The organism is Flavobacterium sp. GQ95 (assembly GCF_059758655.1).
Window position 1 is genome coordinate 169,139 of sequence record NZ_JCAXEB010000003.1, and the last position, 19,012, is coordinate 188,150.

Genomic DNA, 19,012 nt, shown 5'->3' on the forward strand with positions numbered 1-19,012 from the left:
ACAGACTATGGATTTCAATCTTACCGAAGAGCATTTAATGATTCAGCAAGCAGCCCGAGATTTCGCTCAAAACGAATTGCTGCCCGGAGTTATTGAACGCGACGAAAAACAAATTTTTCCAACAGAACAAGTGAAAAAAATGGGGCAATTGGGCTTCATGGGAATGATGGTTGATCCTAAATACGGAGGAAGCGGACTTGATGCTATTTCATATGTAATTGCAATGGAAGAAATTTCTAAAGTTGATGCTTCTGCTTCTGTAGTAATGTCTGTGAATAACTCGTTAGTTTGTTGGGGTTTACAGGAATATGGAACTGAAGAACAAAAACAAAAATATTTACCGGGTTTAGCTTCGGGAGAAATTCACGGTGCTTTTTGCTTAAGTGAACCGGAAGCAGGGAGTGATGCAACTTCTCAAAAAACTACCGCTATTGATATGGGTGATCATTATTTGGTAAACGGAACAAAAAACTGGATTACTAATGGTAATACGGCTTCAGTTTATTTAGTAATCGCACAAACACATTCGGAGAAAAAGCATAAAGGAATCAATGCCCTGATCATGACGAAAGACATGCCGGGCTTTTCAATTGGACCAAAAGAACAAAAAATGGGAATCCGTGGTTCTGATACACACTCTTTAATGTTTAGTGATGTAAAAGTTCCAAAAGAAAACAGAATTGGTGAAGATGGTTTCGGATTCAAATTCGCTATGAAAACGCTTGCCGGAGGTCGTATCGGAATTGCTTCTCAGGCTTTAGGAATTGCTTCTGGAGCGTATGAATTGGCTTTGAAATATTCTAAGGAACGTAAAGCTTTCGGAACAGAAATCTGCAATCACCAGGCAATTGCCTTCAAATTGGCAGACATGGCAGTTAATATCGAAGCGGCGCGTCATTTATGTATGAAAGCGGCCTGGGACAAAGATCAAAATAAAAACTACGATGTAAGTGGAGCGATGGCAAAATTATTTGCTTCGCAGGTAGCAATGGACACGGCTATAGAAGCAGTTCAGATTCATGGCGGAAACGGTTACGTAAAAGAATATCATGTAGAACGTTTTATGCGTGACGCTAAAATTACTCAGATTTATGAAGGAACTTCTGAAATTCAAAAAATCGTAATTTCAAGATCAGTTATCGCAGGATAATTTTCTTCTGAAAAAATAAATTGTAAAACCCTTTTAGACTTCTCTGTCTGAAAGGGTTTTTTGTTTGCTCTATAATTTGGCTACCTTTACATAAAGAAAATTGTTTTTATGTACGAAGAATTAAAGTATTGGTATTTGCGCGATCATAAGTTGTTCAGGACTTTGAGTTTTTCTCAAATTAAACAATTGTGTATTATTACAGGTTTTAAGAAAGCTTCAAAAGGCGAAATTATCTATTTTTCTTCTTCAGATGTACCACGAATATTTCTACTTAAAAAAGGGAATATCAAGATTGTTGCTGTTGATGATAATGGAAACGAAACCATAAAAGACATTATTCAAAAAGGAGATTTGTTTGGCGAATTGACCTTAGAAACCGATGATAAAAATGAGGAATACGCAAAAGTCCTTTCTGACGATGTTGCCATCTGTAGTTTTTTAATGTCTGATTTTGAAGATTTATTATTGAGAAATCCAACTTTGGCACTTTCATACACAAAATTTGTGGGTTTGAAAATGAAACGCATCAAAAACAGTTATTCCAATTTAATCTCTAAAGATGCCAAAACCAGATTGTACCAGTTTCTTAAAGATTGGGCAGAGAAAGAAGGTATTGTAAATGGAAATTCAATAACTCTCGAAAATTATTTAACTCAAAATGATATTGCACAAATTATTTGTACTTCAAGACAAACAGCTACGCAATTGCTTAATGAAATGGAGGCCAATCATCTTTTAAGTTATAACAGAAAAGAAATTGTTATTCAGGATATTACCAAATTATAATTATTTTAGGCCAATTGTAAATTAGCCGACATTTTGCTTTTTCATAGTGAATTAGTTTTACATCATCAAAAAAGATGTAAAACTTTAAATTATGAAAAAATTACTTTTTATTTTTTTGGTAACCATTACTACGGTTGCTAATGCACAAGATGCAGTCCCCAAATCTGCGACGGATATTGCTCCTTTATTAATAGGAGAGAAAATTCCAAACGTTATTTTAAAATCATCTGAAAATGCAGATGTTCAACTTTCTGATTTACTTAAAAAGAAAAAGAGCGTTTTAGTTTTTTATCGGGGCGGCTGGTGCCCGTATTGCAATCTGCACTTGCAGGCTTTGGCTGAAGCCGAAAAACAAATTCTCGATCAGGGATTTCAAATTATTGCCATAAGCCTGGATTCGCCTGCAAATTTGAAAATTACAGTAGAAAAGGATAAAGTAAAATACACTTTGCTTTCTGACTCAAAAGGAGAATTAATTAAGGCAATCGGAATTGCTTATGAAGCTCCGGAAAACTATAAATCAGTAATTAACGTAAATTCTAATGGAGTCAATACTAACTTCTTACCGGTACCTTCTGTTTTTGTAGTAAACACGGAGAATGAGATTCTGTTCGAATACATTTCGCCAGATTTCAAACAGCGTATTTCAGCAGAATTGTTGGTTTCAGTATTAAAAAATTTAAAATAAATAAAGATGAAAAAGTTAGTAGTATTAGTATTGGTTTTGATTTCAGGAATTTCATTTGCTCAAAATGATGCAAAAAGAATTAGCCATTATAATTTAGAAAACAAAGTGGCCATTTTGGGTTATGACCCTGTTGGCTATTTTATTCAGGGAAAAGCAATTAAAGGAAAAAAAGAGATTTCGGCATCTTATCAGGGTGTGACGTATCAATTTTCTTCCAACGGAAATAAAGAAACGTTCTTAAAAAATCCTTCAAAATATGAACCGCAATATGGCGGATGGTGCGCTTATGCGATGGGAAGTGCCAACAAAAAAGTAGAAATAAATCCGGAGACTTTTAAAATTACTGATGGAAAACTCTATTTATTTTATAATGCTTATTTTAATAATACTTTAAAAAGCTGGAATCCGGATGAAGCTAATTTAAAAGTGAAGGCAGATAATAACTGGAAAAAAATGTATAAATAAAAAGCTATGAAAACGGAAATTATAAAATGGATTTTCAGAGTAGTGGCTTCGGGAATTTTATTGCAAACGCTGTTTTTTAAATTCAGCGGCGCAGAAGAAAGTATTTATATATTTTCAACCTTGGGAATAGAACCTTATGGGAGAATTGGTTCGGGAATAGCGGAGTTGATTGCTGCGATTTTAATTTTAATTCCGAGGACAACGTGGATCGGCGCTTTGTGCGGAATCGGAATAATGACCGGTGCTATTGCATCGCATTTATTTGTTTTAGGAATTGAAGTTAAAAATGATGGAGGATTGCTTTTTAGCCTGGCCGTGATTACTTTATTAAGCTGTTTTGTGCTGTTATATTTCGATAAAAATAAATTGTTTAATCTTCTAAATTTAAAATAGTTATGTTGTTAAAATCCATACACCATAGTTTAGATGAATTACTTTATCTATTAGATCAACTGTCTGATCATGAGTATTCACAATCTTGCACCGCATTAAGCGGTGCAAGTATTGGCGAACATACCCGGCATATTTTGGAGATGTTTCAATGTCTTGAAAATAGTTATGATTTAGGAATTTTAAATTACGATAATCGCGAACGAAATAACCAGATTCAAACCGAAACCGAATTCGCCAAACAATGTATTGTTACCATAAAAATAGGCTTGAAAAGTGAAAATAAAACAATCTATCTCGAACAAATCATTGACGGACTCAATATTAGAATTCAAAGTAATTATTACAGAGAATTGCTTTATAATCTGGAGCATTGCATTCATCATCAGGCCTTGATCAAAGTCGCTGTTTTGCAATTAGAAAACATTTCGGTTAATGAAAATTTTGGTGTAGCACGTTCCACAATAGAATACAGAAAACAATGTGTACAGTAAGTTTTGTAAATAGCCCTCAAGGTGTAATTATTACGTCTAACCGTGATGAAAAAGTGATTCGTCCGGGTGCTATTGCGCCTAAAAATTATTGCCAGAATGGTAAAAACATAATGTATCCAAAAGATGCAAAAGCAGGAGGAACATGGTTTGTAATTGATGAAAACGGAACTGTTTTAGTGCTTTTGAATGGCGGGAAAATTAAGCATGTGCCTGGGCTTTTTTACAGAAAAAGCCGGGGGATAATTGCACTGGATATTATTTCAGGTGAATCGCCAAAGGATTTTTGGAATCAGATTAATCTGGAAGATATCGAACCTTTTACTTTGGTTTTATATCAGGAAAAAGAATTATACGAATTGATCTGGGACGGTTTTTTAAAAACAAAAACAGTATTGGATCATAATCAAAATCATATTTGGTCATCTGTGACTTTGTATCCAAAGGAAATCAGGCAGAGAAGATCAAATTGGTTTTTTGATTTTCTGAAAGGTAAAAAAGATATTTCGGCATCAGAAATGCTCGATTTCCATCGAAATACCGAGCATGACGATTCAGAAAATGGTTTGATCATCAACAGAGAAAATGTATTGAAAACTTTAAGCATAACCCAAGCCGTAATCGCAAAGAACAAATGCGTTTTACGTTATTATGATCTGGTTAAAACACAAGATTTTTTAACCTCTTTTATTAGTATTTAAAATTTATACCGATGAAACTATTTATCCATAAAATCAGTAATTGGGAGTATTGGCCTTTTCAGGTTTTGTATGTTCCTATTTATTTTCTTTGGGCGTATTATGCGATCAGAGCAAGATCGATTTTCTTCTTTAATGCCTCAAATCCAAAAATAAAAAATGGCGGATTTATGATGGAAAGCAAAAAGCAGATTTACGATTTGCTTCCCAAAAAATATTATCCAAAAACCATTTTGATTAAGGAAAATACTGATTTGAAGAAAATCGCGGATTTGGTTGTAGAAAAGGAAATTTATTTTCCTTTAATCGCAAAACCGGATATTGGCTTACGTGGCTCAGGCGTGAAAAAAATCAAAACGGTCTCAGAACTAAAAGAATATGCTGAAAAAGCCAATTTTGATTTTTTGATACAGGATTTGATTCCATTTCAAAATGAGGTTGGAATCTTTTACGTGCGTCATCCACTTCAAAAAACCGGAAAAATAACCGGTATTGTTTCTAAAGAATTTCTGATTGTTAAAGGTGATGGAAAATCAACCATTGAAGAGCTAATCAAACAAACGCCCAGATTTGAGCTGCAGTACGATGTTTTAAAAGAAGAATATGGAGATCAGTTACATCATATTTTACATAAAGGTGAAACATTCAATTTGGTTCCGTTTGGGAATCATTGCCGAGGCGCAAAATTTCTTGATGGAAGTAATTTGATTACGTCTAAATTAACCGCAATGATGAATGAGATTGCTACTCAAATTCCCGAATTCTATTTTGGACGTTTTGATATCATGTACAATACTTTTGAAGAATTAGAACGAGGAGAAAATTTTCAAATTGTTGAACTCAATGGCGCGGCGAGCGAACCTACACATATTTACGATCCAAAACATTCGGTTTGGTTTGCCTGGAAAGAACTGGCGAGACATATTACCTATATGTATGAAATAAGTGTTGAAAATCATAAAAAGGGCGTTCCGTATTTAGATTATAAAGTTGGGATGCGGGAATACCGATTGCATTTGGCACAGAATAATAAAATAATGAATTTCTAAAAATGAAACGGTTAAAAAATATATCAGTGGGATTTGTGGTGAGCTTTTTGGGATCAATTCCGTTGGGATATTTAAACCTGGCCGGATTGGAAATTTATTCCAAATCCGGACTTCATAATTTAATTTACTTTTTGTTTGGAGTCATTTTTGTCGAGACTTTTGTCATTTATTTCACGTTGCTTTTTGCAAAACAACTAGTGAAAAACAAAAAATTAATGATGATAATAGATTTATTTTCAGTTGGATTTATGTTTGTTTTGGCCTATTTTTTTTATTCCAGTTTTAATCAGGCAACAAGAACTGATTCTCATTTACACGATTATGTAATGTATTCTCCTTTTGTAATTGGCTTAGTTTTAAATGGGTTTAATTTTTTACAACTGCCTTTTTGGACCAGCTGGAATTTATATTTGCTTAACGGAAAGTATATTACCATCGAAAGAAAGTTAAAATATTATTATATTGCAGGAACTTTGATTGGTATTTTTTTAGGAATGTTAAGTCTGATTATTGTATTACAGACTATTTTTCAAAGAGCAAATCAGTTATCAAAGTATGTTATGCCTGTTTTTATTCCGCTGTTTTTTATTGTTTTAGGGAGCATTCAGGTATTTAAAGTGTATAAAAAATATTTTAAACCTGCGGCTTTAGAGATATAGTGTTCTGAAGTCTAAATCTTCAATTATGAAAAGACTTTGCTTTCTTCTTTTTCCGTTAGTTTTATTAAGTTGTAAAACGAATCCTTCTGCGGCAACTGAAAAATCGTCCCAATCAAATTCAAAACCTTTAGAGATTTCCTATAAAGTAAAAGAATCCGAAGTTTCAGATTTCTTAAAATACCTGTCTTCAGATGAATTGGAAGGCCGCGAAACCGGAACAAAAGGAATTGAAAAGGCAGCTGTTTTTTTAGAAGATTTCTTTAAGAAGAACAATGTAAAACCTTATTTTAAAACCTATCGTGATACATTGACTAATTTTAAATCACCGGCCTACAATATTGTCGGGGTTTTAGAAGGAAATGATCCCGAACTGAAAAAAGAATTTGTGGTTTTAAGTGCACATTACGATCATATTGGCGTGGAGAAGAAGAAACAGGCTGATGTAATTAACAACGGTGCAAATGATGATGCTTCTGGAGTAACGGTTGTAGCACAGCTCGCCAAATATTTTGCAGAGACCAAATCGAACAAACGCAGTATTCTTTTTGTGTTTTTTGCCGGAGAAGAAAAAGGGCTTTTAGGTTCTAAAAGTTTAGTGGAGAAGTTGAAAAAGCAAGATTTTAATATTTATACCCAATTAAATATTGAAATGGTTGGAGTGCCAATGAAACGCGATTATTTGGCCTACATAACAGGTTTTGACAAATCGAATATGGCAGAAAAAATAAATCAGTATACAGGAAAAAACACGATTGGCTTTTTACCAAAAGAAGCCGAGTATAAATTGTTTTACAGATCTGATAATTATTCTTTTTATGAAGCATTCAAAAAGCCCTGTCAGTCGATAAGTACTTTTGATTTTGAAAATTTCGATTTCTATCACCATGTTTCAGATGAATTTAAAGTAATGGATATACCGCATATGACTTCTTTTACACAGGAATTATTGCCGGCTGTAACACAAATTTCGTCGACAGCAACAGAGGAAATTACGATGAAATAATAATCTTTCTTTTTATTGGATTTGCTTATTTTTGCTTCATGAAATCGCCATGATTCCAAATAAAAAACTGGACTAAGAATGGCGATTCCATATTCCATTAAAAAAAGAAATAGTATCTCCATATGAAAAATATTATTGTTACCGGAACCAGCAGAGGAATTGGATATGAATTGGCTTTGCAGTTTGCGAATGCCGGACATCAGGTTTTGGCGATTTCGAGAAAAATACCTCAGACGCTTTTAGCGCATCAAAATGTTACTTGCCTTTCAGTTGATTTGTCTGATGAAAGTGCTTTGCAGGAAGTGGAAAATTTTCTTTCTTCAACCTGGAAAAAAGTAGATGCCGTCGTGCATAATGCAGGAGCTCTGCTTTTGAAACCTTTTGCAGAAACAACTCAGGCTGATTTTGAAAGTATTTACAAAGTAAATGTTTTTGCCGTAGCCAATCTTACCCGAATTTGTTTGCCTTATCTTCAAAAAGGAAGTCACGTAGTAACGATCAGTTCAATTGGTGGTGTAAGAGGAAGCTTGAAATTTGCCGGATTGGCTGCTTATAGCTCAAGTAAAGGTGCTGTTATTACTTTAACCGAATTATTAGCAGAAGAATATAAAGAAAAAGGAATTTCGTTTAATGTTCTCGCTTTAGGTTCAGTGCAGACAGAAATGCTAAATGAAGCTTTTCCGGGTTATCAGGCGCCAATTTCTGCTGAAGGAATGGCAACTTATATTTATGATTTTACCTTGAATGGGAATAAATATTATAATGGAAAGGTACTTGAGGTTTCCTCGACTAATCCTTAGTTAGTTATGAATTATTAGTTATGAATTATGAGTGAGAGTATTGTGAAAACTAAGAGTTTTGAATTGGCAATAAGAGGTGTTAATTTTTATAAATGGTTAGTTTCTGAAAAAAAGGAGTTTGTAATGAGTAAGCAATTTTTACGTTCTGTAACATCGGTTGGAGCAAATGTTCGCGAAGCTGTGAATGCACAAAGCAAAGCTGATTTTATTCATAAATTATCTATTTCTCAAAAAGAATGTGATGAATCAATGTATTGGCTAGAAATACTAATTGGAACAAATTATATTTCTAAGACTGAGTTTGAGTCGATGCATAATCAATGCGGAGAGGTATTGAAAATTATAAAAAGTATAATAATTACTTCAAAGAAAAAACTCATAACTCAAAACTCATAATTCATAATTATTTTGAACGAAACACTTGCAAGATATATACCGGAACACGCTGTAAAGCCTGTCTTTGATTTGATTGTGGCCAATCAGGTTCATCTGAAAATCGTAAATGAGCGCCAGACGCGTCATGGCGATTACAGACGCGGGCATACTGGTAAGCATGAAATTACCGTAAATGCGAGTTTAAATAAATATCGATTTTTAATTACGTTAATTCATGAGATTGCACATTTGGTTGCTTTTGAAAAATTTGGACGAAATATAAAACCGCACGGAGAAGAATGGAAATTTACATTTCAACGTTTGATGGTTCCGTTTATACGGCCTGAGATTTTCCCTGGGCAGTTACTTCCGTTGTTAGCGAGGCATTTTAAAAACCCATCCGCAAGTAGTGATACCGATACTACTTTGTCTTTAGCATTGAAGCAATACGATGCACAAAATGATAAACACTATGTTTTTGAAATTCCGTATGGAAGCGTTTTCCGAATTAAAAATGGCAAAATATTTAAGAAACTAGCCGTTCGCACCAAACGTTTTGAATGTATCGAAATCAGCTCCGGTAAAACGTATCTTTTTAATCCAAATGCTGAGGTAGAGTTGATAAATATTCAATAGAAAAAATCCAGTATAAAAAATCCCAAATCCCAATTTTAAAAGTTGGAGCTTGGGATTTCTTTTTTGGAATTTGGATTTACGAAATCTTAATATGTAGATTGTCTTTGGTTTAGGAAATTATTGTATTTTTAGAAAAACTGTTTTTATGAGAAATAAACTATTACTATTTGTATTGTTGTTTACGTTAATGGGTTGTGAAAAAGATACTGTCTTAATTAAATCCGGAATTGAAACCAGGGTTTTTGGTAAGATTAAAGATTATCATGCTAAACCAATTTCTAATTTAAAAATTAAAGTTGCTGAATATAAGGTAACAAATACTGGCAGTTATATTGTATCGTATGAAGATTATGAATTTATAAAGTGGGTTGATTCGACTAATACGGATACGAATGGCAATTATGATTTTGTTTTTAAAACAAGTGGGAAAGGGAATTATTACCGACTTTTTTTTAGTGAAGGGACCAAAGAAAATGAGCCACAAGTTATATGGGATCCATTTTTTATTGACATTACACACAGTTCAAATGATATGACGTATATCGGTAAGGAATTTGAGTACAATACCAATAATTTTATTGAATTATATCCTTGCCAAATAACTTTTAAAGTCAATAATCTGCAAACATTACCTATTACTCCTTCTCATGAATGGACCTATACTTACAATTTGAAGAGCATAACCGCTAATGGCACTTCTGTACAGACTATATATATTCAGAAATATCTTAAGGAAACCGTTAATCTCTATAGAACTAAAAATGGAAATATACAGAGTGCTACATATGAGTTTCCGGCAAGTAATATAGAAGGAGTAACCTATCAGACTATTTCTGTTGAAGAAACTGATTTTAAGGATCTAAAGAAATAAACTCCAATAAAAATTCCAATAAAAAAACCCAAATTCCAATTTTATAAAGATTGGAATTTGGGTTTTTTTATTGGAATTTTAAAAGGTTTTAGCCTTTCAAATAAGCTTCTCTTACTTTTTTAAACAGATTTGAAGAATACACAAACTTAACGATATCCTTATTGTCCGTTCTAAAGATTTCTTCTTTAGTTCCCTGCCAGGCTTTTACCCCTTTTTTCAGGAAGACGATGTTTTCACCAATTTCCATCACGGAGTTCATATCGTGTGTGTTGATTACGGTTGTAATGTTATATTCTTCAGTAATTTCCTTAATCAAATTATCAATCAAAGTTGATGTGTTTGGATCCAAACCTGAGTTAGGTTCATCACAAAATAAGTATTTTGGATTATTTACAATTGCTCGCGCAATGGCCACACGTTTCTGCATTCCTCCGGAGATTTCAGAAGGTAATTTTTTATGGGCATCAACGAGATTTACTCTTTCTAAAACAAAGTCAACACGCTCTTTAATTTTAGCCCTGTTGTCGTTGGTGAACATTCTTAATGGAAAAGCAACATTTTCTTCAACGGTCATCGAATCAAATAAAGCACTTCCCTGAAAAACCATTCCAATCTCCGTTCTTAATTCTCTTTTTTCATCCGGATTTAAATCAGAATAAACACGTCCGTCAAACTCAATTGTACCGGAATCCGGTGTATGAATTCCTAACAGCGTTTTTAATAAAACTGTTTTTCCGGATCCACTTTGTCCAATGATCAGGTTGGTTTTTCCAGTTTCAAAAACGGTCGATACGCCTTTTAAAACCCTACTGTCACCAAATGATTTTTCTATGTTTTTTACTTCGATCATTATCCTAATAATAATTGAGTTAATATATAATTAAAAAGAATAATACAAACAGATGTCCATACAAATGATACTGTACTTGCTTTACCCACTTCAAGTGCACCACCTTTCATATAATATCCATGAAAAGATGGAATTGTCGCTAATAACATGGCGAAAATTAAAGTTTTAATGAAGGCATAGGTAATATGAAAAGGAATAAATTCCATTTGAGCACCCTGAATAAAATCCTGACTAGTTGAAAAACCTCCATAGGCACAAGCAAGCCATCCGCCAAAAATACCCAGAAACATACTAATTCCAATTACAAATGGATACATTAATAAGGCTACTATTTTTGGAAAAACGAGATAGTTTAATGAATTAACTCCCATTACTTCCAAAGCGTCAATTTGTTCGGTAACACGCATTGTTCCAATACTCGAAGTGATGTAAGATCCCATTTTTCCGGCCATAATTACCGAAATAAAAGTAGGAGCAAACTCCAAAATTACAGATTGACGTGTAGCAAAACCAATTAGATATTTTGGAATTAAAGGATTGGTTAAATTTAGTGCAGTTTGAATGGCTACAACTCCTCCGATAAAAAAGGAGATAAAGCAAACGATGCCAAGAGAGTCGATTATTAGATCATCGATTTCTTTAAAAATCAATTTTTTCATAACAGACCATTTAGTCTGTTTATTGAAAATCTCTTTCAACATTAAAAAATATCTTCCTATTTGAGATAAATAACGAATTAGCATCATAGTTTTTGAAATATTGGCTAAGGTAAAAAGAAGTTACGAGTTTTGGGTTATAAGTTATCGATTTTCGGCTGTTTTCCGAATCAAATTAACTTTTCTTTCATTTTTTTGAAACGATAATTTCTTATAAATTTAGCTTGTTCAGTAGTTACTAATAAAGGAGTTTTAGCATTTTTAGCTTTCCAGAATCCTTTGATGTAGTCCAGAAACAGAAAAGGTTTTTTCTTCATCATGGCTAATTTTGCCGAAGCAATTGCCGTGATCCAGAAACCGTATCCTAAAGTATAAAAAGCTTCTCCTTGTTTGTAACGTGCTGTTTTATTATAATTTGCACCTGTTGGTTTTAGGTGTTTTACGTGTAAAGATTCATCTGTAACTACTTTCCAATCGTAATATTTACATAGCAATTCATCTACCGTGTCCCATCCCATGGCAGGCTTTAAGCCTCCAATTTGCTGAAACGTTGCTTTTCTATACGCTTTTAATGCACCACGAATATGATCTTTATCTGTCAGGTTTTCTAAAACCCAATCACCATTTTTTTCAATATAACAGAATCCACCAGCCATTCCGATTTTTGGATCGGATTCAAAGTGTTTTATAATCGTTTCGAAATAGTTGGGAGGGAAAATTAAATCGCCGTCAATTTTTACTATAATATCGTATTCAGTATCTAAAGTTTCAAAACCTTTTTGAAAAGCCTGAATTACTTTACTTCCCGGCATATGAATCGCATCTGAAGTTTTGTTTACAACAGAAATATACGGATTGTCCTTAGCAAAACCCAAAACAACTTCTTCTGTTTTATCTGTGGAATTGTCATTTACCACAACAATTTTTGAAGGTAAAACTGTTTGCGAAACCAAAGATTGTAAAGTCAGGCCAATTAAATCCTGTTCGTTGTGTGCGGGAATGACAATATAGTACTTCATATAAAAATTTTAGATTTTAGATTTTAGATCTTAGATTAGTTTTACTTTATCTAAAATCAGAAATCAAAAATCGTTGATCTAAAATCTACAATCTGAAATCTAAACTTTTTCAGCGTAAACAATATAATATCTATTAGTGAAACTTCTTAAAAAAGGACGAAGACCAAATTTCTTAACCGGGTTTGTCCATTTTTGTCTGTCTATGATTTTCCAGCCTGTTTTTTCTAAAAGCCAGTCCAATTGCCAGTCTTCAAATTCATGGTAATGTCTGTCCCACATATCTGTTTTTGAACGGTATGCCGGCGAAAACCATAAACGCATCGGGATTGAAATTAAAAGTTTGTCAGATTTAATTTCGTTTAAAATTGTAAACGGATTTAATAAATGTTCGAAAATTTCGAAAGCTGTAACCACATCTTGCGTGTCAGTTTTTAAAACATTTTGATCCAAATCTAAATCTTCGCCAGTGGTATTTTTTACTGAATAACCAGCTTCCTTCATGATTTTTGAAAACGGATTTTCAACTCCTAAATCAAGGATTGTTTCAGAAGTTTTGATATGCTTTTGTAAAAATTCTAAAGTAAGTTTGAATCTTTTATTGGGAAACGTTTTTTCGTACATAGTCTTTGCGAGGAACGAAGCAAGCTGTCGTTCTTGATTTTTATATTAGGTCGCAAATATACTAAAAAGTCCGCATTTTAGAATGCGGACTTTTTAGTTTTCGGTCTCAGTCTCAGTTTTCAGTCTTGACTAGCTAAACTGAGACTGCGACTGAAAACTGCGACTTTCTAATGTCTATATACAAAAGCATTAACGTTCATTCCGGCTCCAACTGAAGCAAAAATGATCACATCACCTTTGTTGATTTTATGACCTTCTATTTTTCCTTTTAGGATCAGATCGTATAAAGTTGGAACGGTCGCCACACTGCTGTTCCCTAAGTCATGAATACTCATTGGCATAATGTCTTTTGGAGCTGTTTTGTCGTATAATTTATAGAAACGTTCTATAATCGCTTCATCCATTTTTTCATTGGCCTGGTGAATTAAGATTTTCTTCACCTCGTCGATACCGATACCACTTTTATCTAGACAGCTTTTCATGGCACACGGAACCTGGCTTAATGCAAATTCGTAAATTTTACGACCATACATTTTGATGTATTTAATGTCCGGATCTAAATCTGGATTGTATGATTTTCCGAAGTATAAAAAGTTTGCTTCTTCACTGGCAAAAGTGGCACTTTCATAAGATAATAATCCCGATTCGCCTTCTGTACCTTCTAAAATTGAAGCTCCGGCGCCATCAGAATAAATCATTGAATCACGATCGTGATCGTCAACAACTCTTGATAAAGTTTCGGCTCCAATTACCAGAACTCTTTTTGCCATTCCGGATTTGATGAATGCGTTGGCTTGCAAAACACCTTCAATCCAGCCCGGACATCCAAAAAGAATATCATAAGCTACACATTTTGGGTTTTTAATAGCCAATTTGTTTTTTACGCGAGTCGCTAAACTTGGTAAAATATCCGTTTGATGCGTTCCTGATTTTACATCTCCAAAGTTGTGGGCGAAAATGATATAATCTAAAGTTTCGCGATCGATTCCCGCGTTTTCAATTGCTTTTTCAGCAGCGAAAAAGGCTAAATCTGAGGCGTTATGTTGAGTTTCAGCATAACGGCGGTTTTCGATTCCGGTAATGCCTTTGAATTTTTTAATTACAACTTCATTTGGGTAGCCAAAAGGAGTTCCGTCTTCATTTAAAAAAACATGTTTATCAAAATCAGTATTGCTTACTTCCTTATTTGGAATATAACTTCCTATACCTATTATTTTTATTTTCATTATTCCTTAATTATCCGATAAATTTATTGCTAAATTATAAATAAAATTATGATAACTGTCATAAAAAATACTATGCATGCATATAATTATCAAATAATAATTATTTAATAGATATATTGTTAATTTTTTAATGAAAATTATGTTTTACCGAGATTTCAAACGTTTGAAATCGAATGTTGGGGAAAGTTTTTTTGTTTCAGGTTTCAGGTTCCAAGTTTTGGCACATCGTGAATTCATGATCTTGTCATTTCGACGAAGGAGAAATCACGCTAGAAGATCCGCCTTGTAAATCGTCAATCTTTGTCGAGTTATGTGTGTGATTTCTCCTTCGTCGAAATGACATACTTTATGTTTAATTAATAAAACGTTCCAAGTACAGTTTGTCAAGAAATGAAGACACTTTATGAAAATGTAAAAACTATTCTTCTTCAAAACCCGTCACTTCTTTTGCGTGAGGGATAGGAGCTAACTGCCGAAGCAGTGTGGATAGCCCGACAGTATTTAAGAAAAGGCCTCATAAGCGCAAAGTTGATTAGGGCTTTTTTTAAATACTGGCACGCCCTTATAATTTTAGATTTTAGATTTTAGATTTTAGATTTTTGGAGTTTGGAGTTTGGAGTTTGAAAATTGGGATTTAAAACAGAAAACCCGACAAGTTTTGAGACCTGTCGGGTTTTGATATTTAAAGAAAAACTATTTTTTAGTTTTCCATGTAAGCTTCGATAGGAGCACAGCTGCAAACTAAATTTCTGTCTCCGTATGCATCATCTACACGACGAACAGATGGCCAGAATTTATTTTCAGCGATGTACTCTAATGGGTAAGCTGCCTTTTCTCTGGTATAAGGAAAATTCCAAGTATCAGTAGTTAACATTGCTAATGTATGAGGCGCATTTTTCAATACGTTGTTTTTGTCCTCGGCTGTTGCAGCTTCGATCTCTTTTCTGATTGAAATAAGAGCATCACAAAAACGATCTAACTCTGCTAAATCTTCAGACTCGGTAGGTTCAATCATTAAAGTTCCTGCTACCGGGAAAGAAACAGTAGGAGCATGGAAACCGTAATCCATCAAACGTTTAGCGATATCACCTACTTCAATTCCATTTTCTTTGAACGAACGACAATCTAAAATCATTTCGTGAGCAGCTCTTCCGCATTCTCCTGTATAAAGAATTGGATAGTGTCCTTCGAAACGGGCTTTCATATAGTTAGCATTCAAAATAGCATGTTCTGTAGCGCTTTTTAATCCTTCAGCACCCATCATTGTGATGTAACCGTAAGAAATTAAACATACCAAAGCTGATCCGTAAGGTGCGGATGAAATAGCTGTAATAGCTTGTTCTCCGCCAACTTTTAGGATTGGATTTGTTGGTAAAAACGGAACTAGTTTTTCGTTTACACAGATTGGTCCAACTCCAGGTCCACCACCACCGTGAGGAATAGCGAATGTTTTGTGTAAGTTTAAGTGACAAACGTCAGCACCAATTGTAGCCGGGTTGGTTAAACCTACCTGAGCATTCATATTGGCACCATCCATATATACTAATCCGCCGTTATCGTGGATTAATTTTGTGATTTCGATAATTGAAGATTCGAAAACTCCGTGAGTAGAAGGGTACGTTACCATTAAACAAGATAAATCATCTTTATGTTCAATCGCTTTTTCTCTTAAATCTTCTACATCAATATTTCCTTCAGGAGTAGTTTTAGTAACGATGATTTTCATTCCGGCCATCGCTGCAGAAGCAGGATTGGTTCCGTGAGCTGATGAAGGAATTAAACATACATTACGGTGGCTATCGCCTCTTGATAAATGGTAAGCACGGATAGCCATTAAACCAGCATATTCTCCCTGAGCTCCTGAGTTTGGTTGTAATGTTGTTCCGGCAAATCCGGTAATTACATTTAATTGCTCCTCTAACTTTTTAAGCATTGTAATATAACCTTCAGCTTGCTCTACTGGTGCAAACGGGTGAATGCTGTTCCAGTTTGGCATTGATAAAGGCAACATTTCTGAGGCTGCGTTTAATTTCATCGTACAAGAACCTAATGAAATCATTGAATGATTCAATGATAAATCTTTACGTTCTAATTTTTTGATATAACGCATTATCTGACTTTCTGAATGATGATTGTTGAATACATCATGCGTTAAGAAAGGCGACGTTCTTTCTAATGAAGCAGGTAATTGACTTGCAGTACTTAATTCAGAAACGGTAAAAGTTTCTTTTCCTAAGGCTTCAGCAAAAATGGCGATAATTTGATTGATATCGGCAATTGAAGTTGTTTCGTTGAATGAAATAGAAATTGTATCGGCATCAACATAGAAGAAGTTTACTTCGTTTTTCTCAGCTATAACTTTTACTTTTTGAGCATCTGCTTTTACCAATATAGTATCAAAGTAAGCTGTGTTGGTTTGGTAAACTCCTATTTTATTTAAAGCTTCAGCAGTAGTAACTGCCGATGCATGAACTTTTCCTGCAATGTATTGTAATCCTTTTGGTCCGTGGTAAACCGCATACATTCCGGCCATAACCGCTAATAAAACCTGGGCTGTACAAATATTTGAAGTTGCTTTTTCACGTTTAATGTGCTGCTCACGAGTCCCTAAGGCCATACGTAAAGCACGGTTCCCGTTTACATCGATAGAAACTCCGATAATACGACCTGGCATAGATCTTTTGTATTCATCTTTAGTGGCAAAAAAAGCAGCGTGAGGACCTCCGTAACCCATTGGCACACCAAAACGCTGAGTAGTTCCAACAACTACAGCTGCTCCCATTTCTCCAGGAGAAGTTAAAGTAGCTAGTGATAAAATATCAGCAGCAAAAGCAACTTTGATTTCATTTTCTTTTGCTTTAGCAACAAAAGCAGTATAATCGTTTACCTGACCATATTTTCCCGGATATTGTAAAATGGCTCCGAAGAACTCATTTGAAAAATCAAAGGTTTCGTGATTTCCAACAACTAATTCAATTCCAACCGGAGTTGAACGTGTTTGCAGGATTGATAAAGTTTGAGGTAAAATTTCTTCAGAAACGAAGAATTTGTTTGTATTGTTTTTCTTTTGATCACGTGTACGAACGTCAAAAAGTAAAGCCATAGCTTCTGCTGCAGCAGTACCTTCATCTAATAAAGATGCATTTGCAATTTCCATTCCTGATAATTCGATAACAGTAGTTTGGAAATTTAAAATAGCTTCAAGACGACCTTGAGCAATTTCTGCCTGATAAGGTGTGTAAGCTGTATACCATCCTGGATTTTCGAAGATATTTCTTTGAATTGGAGCAGGAACGATAGTTGGATGATAACCCAACCCAATATAGGATTTGAATACTTTATTTTTCTTTCCTAATTCCTGAATATGATTTGCGAATTCGTACTCTGTCATTGCAGGATCTAAATTCAAAGGCGCTTTTAAACGAATATCGTCCGGAAGTGTTTCATAAACAAGTTGTTCAATAGATTCAACACCAACTGTTTGTAACATGTGTTGAAGATCTGTTTCTCTTGGGCCAATGTGTCTTAAAGCAAAAGCATCTGTTCTCATTTGTAGCTATCTAGTTTTTTAGTCAATGTAATTAGCAAAATAAATTCTCGATTAAACAAGAATTACAAGGGTTTATTACATTTTATAGTAAATGTGTTGTTTTTTTGTGGCGCAAAATTAAGTATTATTAATAATTTAATGGGTATTTTTAACTTCAATTTTTATGAAATTTATAACCAAAGAGTTGATTTGTTAATAATTGATTAGATTTGAGATATGAAATTTTTGAAACAGATATTAGATTTTTATCTGAATAGCAGTATTCATGTGGCTTTATCATGTTATGCTTTGGTCAGGGTTTCGTTTCATGTGTTTCATATTCAGTATGATGAAGCGATGGCGTTATTCGTTTTTTTTGGAACAATTGTGGGATATAATTTCGTTAAATATGACGCATTAGTCCGCGTTAAAAAAAAACCAATCGGAATTCAGTTAAAAATTATAGCCGTTTTGAGTTTCATTTCTTTGATTTTAGTAGGCTATTATTTTTTCCATTTACAACGAATTACTCAAATTGTTTCTGTTGGGATTTTTGCGGTAACGGCACTTTATACACTTCCGTTTTTTCCAAATCGAAAAAATGCCAGAAACTGGGCCGGTGTAAAAATATATATTGTCGCACTTTGTTGGGTAGGGGCGACATTAGTTTTACCCATAATAAATGCCGAAATTCCTTTTACAACAAATTTTTTCATCAAATGTATTCAGCGTTTTGTCTTGGTTTTTGTGCTGATTTTGGTTTTTGAAATTCTAGATCTGGCAAATGATGATCCTCATTTAAAAACCGTTCCACAGACAATTGGAGTTAAGAAAACCAAAGTTTTAGGTTTTTTATTATTGATTCCGTTTTGGATTGTGGGTATATTAAGCTTTACTTTTCATGAGCTTATCATAAACCTTATTATGGTTATTATGCTCATGTTGTTTATTGCATTTGCAAACCCAAATCGTTCTAAATATTATACTTCTTTCTGGGTAGAAAGTGTTCCGATTTTTTGGTGGCTTATGATTGTTTTTCTTTAAGATTTT

The 19,012-nt window shown here is 33.9% G+C and carries 21 protein-coding genes; 15 read left to right on the plus strand and 6 right to left on the minus strand.

The window, feature by feature from the left end; all coding sequences use genetic code 11:
• Positions 1-7 precede the first annotated feature (7 nt).
• From AC6CH4_RS07910 to AC6CH4_RS07975, 14 genes are all read left to right on the plus strand, one after another.
• The gene (locus AC6CH4_RS07910; RefSeq protein WP_498101833.1) at positions 8-1,150 is read left to right on the plus strand and encodes an acyl-CoA dehydrogenase; all 1,143 of its coding nucleotides are present in this window, start codon (positions 8-10) and stop codon (positions 1,148-1,150) included.
• Between the two features lie 108 nt (positions 1,151-1,258).
• Complete coding sequence (locus tag AC6CH4_RS07915) at positions 1,259-1,936, plus strand: Crp/Fnr family transcriptional regulator (protein ID WP_498101835.1); 678 nt, start codon at positions 1,259-1,261, stop codon at positions 1,934-1,936.
• A gap of 91 nt (positions 1,937-2,027) precedes the next feature.
• Complete coding sequence (locus AC6CH4_RS07920) at positions 2,028-2,624, plus strand: peroxiredoxin-like family protein (protein WP_498101837.1); 597 nt, start codon at positions 2,028-2,030, stop codon at positions 2,622-2,624.
• A gap of 6 nt (positions 2,625-2,630) precedes the next feature.
• On the plus strand, positions 2,631-3,089 hold the full coding sequence (locus AC6CH4_RS07925) for a YHS domain-containing (seleno)protein (RefSeq protein WP_498101839.1): 459 nt from the start codon (positions 2,631-2,633) through the stop codon (positions 3,087-3,089).
• Between the two features lie 6 nt (positions 3,090-3,095).
• Positions 3,096-3,482, plus strand: coding sequence for a DoxX family protein (locus AC6CH4_RS07930; RefSeq protein WP_498101841.1), 387 nt, complete (start codon positions 3,096-3,098; stop codon positions 3,480-3,482).
• A 2-nt stretch (positions 3,483-3,484) separates the two neighbouring features.
• Entirely contained in the window at positions 3,485-3,973 is a 489-nt protein-coding gene (locus tag AC6CH4_RS07935; RefSeq protein WP_498101843.1) for a DinB family protein, read from the plus strand.
• Positions 3,961-4,671 (plus strand): NRDE family protein, encoded by a 711-nt coding sequence (locus AC6CH4_RS07940; RefSeq protein ID WP_498101845.1) that lies wholly within the window; start codon positions 3,961-3,963, stop codon positions 4,669-4,671. The genes AC6CH4_RS07935 and AC6CH4_RS07940 overlap by 13 nt, the downstream gene beginning before the upstream one ends.
• 11 nt (positions 4,672-4,682) lie before the next feature.
• Positions 4,683-5,717, plus strand: a complete 1,035-nt coding sequence (locus AC6CH4_RS07945) for a D-alanine--D-alanine ligase (RefSeq protein WP_498101847.1) — start codon at positions 4,683-4,685, stop codon at positions 5,715-5,717.
• A 2-nt stretch (positions 5,718-5,719) separates the two neighbouring features.
• Positions 5,720-6,376: a hypothetical protein gene (locus tag AC6CH4_RS07950; RefSeq protein ID WP_498101849.1), complete on the plus strand. Its 657-nt coding sequence runs from the start codon at positions 5,720-5,722 to the stop codon at positions 6,374-6,376.
• Between the two features lie 25 nt (positions 6,377-6,401).
• Complete coding sequence (locus AC6CH4_RS07955; protein ID WP_498101851.1) at positions 6,402-7,379, plus strand: M20/M25/M40 family metallo-hydrolase; 978 nt, start codon at positions 6,402-6,404, stop codon at positions 7,377-7,379.
• Between the two features lie 122 nt (positions 7,380-7,501).
• Positions 7,502-8,179, plus strand: coding sequence for an SDR family NAD(P)-dependent oxidoreductase (locus AC6CH4_RS07960; protein WP_498101853.1), 678 nt, complete (start codon positions 7,502-7,504; stop codon positions 8,177-8,179).
• Positions 8,180-8,206: 27 nt separating this feature from the next.
• A complete protein-coding gene (locus AC6CH4_RS07965) occupies positions 8,207-8,575 on the plus strand; it encodes a four helix bundle protein (RefSeq protein ID WP_498101855.1) in 369 nt (122 codons plus the stop codon).
• A gap of 12 nt (positions 8,576-8,587) precedes the next feature.
• Positions 8,588-9,190 (plus strand): SprT-like domain-containing protein, encoded by a 603-nt coding sequence (locus AC6CH4_RS07970; protein ID WP_498101857.1) that lies wholly within the window; start codon positions 8,588-8,590, stop codon positions 9,188-9,190.
• 145 nt (positions 9,191-9,335) lie between these two features.
• Positions 9,336-10,061 carry a hypothetical protein gene (locus tag AC6CH4_RS07975; RefSeq protein WP_498101859.1) on the plus strand — a complete coding sequence of 242 codons (726 nt, stop codon included), beginning with the start codon at positions 9,336-9,338 and terminating at the stop codon, positions 10,059-10,061.
• A gap of 88 nt (positions 10,062-10,149) precedes the next feature.
• On the opposite strand, the gene AC6CH4_RS07980 is transcribed toward AC6CH4_RS07975, so the two are convergent.
• The 6 genes from AC6CH4_RS07980 to gcvP form a co-directional block, all read right to left on the minus strand.
• On the minus strand, positions 10,150-10,911 hold the full coding sequence (locus tag AC6CH4_RS07980; RefSeq protein WP_192187038.1) for an ABC transporter ATP-binding protein: 762 nt from the start codon (positions 10,909-10,911) through the stop codon (positions 10,150-10,152).
• On the minus strand, positions 10,911-11,657 hold the full coding sequence (locus AC6CH4_RS07985) for an MlaE family ABC transporter permease (protein ID WP_072974880.1): 747 nt from the start codon (positions 11,655-11,657) through the stop codon (positions 10,911-10,913). The genes AC6CH4_RS07980 and AC6CH4_RS07985 overlap by 1 nt, the downstream gene beginning before the upstream one ends.
• A gap of 80 nt (positions 11,658-11,737) precedes the next feature.
• Positions 11,738-12,586 carry a glycosyltransferase family 2 protein gene (locus AC6CH4_RS07990; RefSeq protein ID WP_498101861.1) on the minus strand — a complete coding sequence of 283 codons (849 nt, stop codon included), beginning with the start codon at positions 12,584-12,586 and terminating at the stop codon, positions 11,738-11,740.
• Between the two features lie 99 nt (positions 12,587-12,685).
• Positions 12,686-13,207, minus strand: coding sequence for a class I SAM-dependent methyltransferase (locus AC6CH4_RS07995; RefSeq protein ID WP_498101863.1), 522 nt, complete (start codon positions 13,205-13,207; stop codon positions 12,686-12,688).
• A 167-nt stretch (positions 13,208-13,374) separates the two neighbouring features.
• Positions 13,375-14,433, minus strand: a complete 1,059-nt coding sequence (locus tag AC6CH4_RS08000; RefSeq protein WP_498101865.1) for a 3-oxoacyl-ACP synthase III family protein — start codon at positions 14,431-14,433, stop codon at positions 13,375-13,377.
• A gap of 700 nt (positions 14,434-15,133) precedes the next feature.
• Entirely contained in the window at positions 15,134-17,983 is a 2,850-nt protein-coding gene (gene gcvP / locus AC6CH4_RS08005; protein ID WP_498101867.1) for an aminomethyl-transferring glycine dehydrogenase, read from the minus strand.
• Between the two features lie 216 nt (positions 17,984-18,199).
• On the opposite strand from gcvP, the gene AC6CH4_RS08010 reads away from it, so the two are divergent.
• Positions 18,200-19,006 (plus strand): UbiA prenyltransferase family protein, encoded by an 807-nt coding sequence (locus AC6CH4_RS08010; protein WP_498101869.1) that lies wholly within the window; start codon positions 18,200-18,202, stop codon positions 19,004-19,006.
• Positions 19,007-19,012 lie beyond the last annotated feature (6 nt).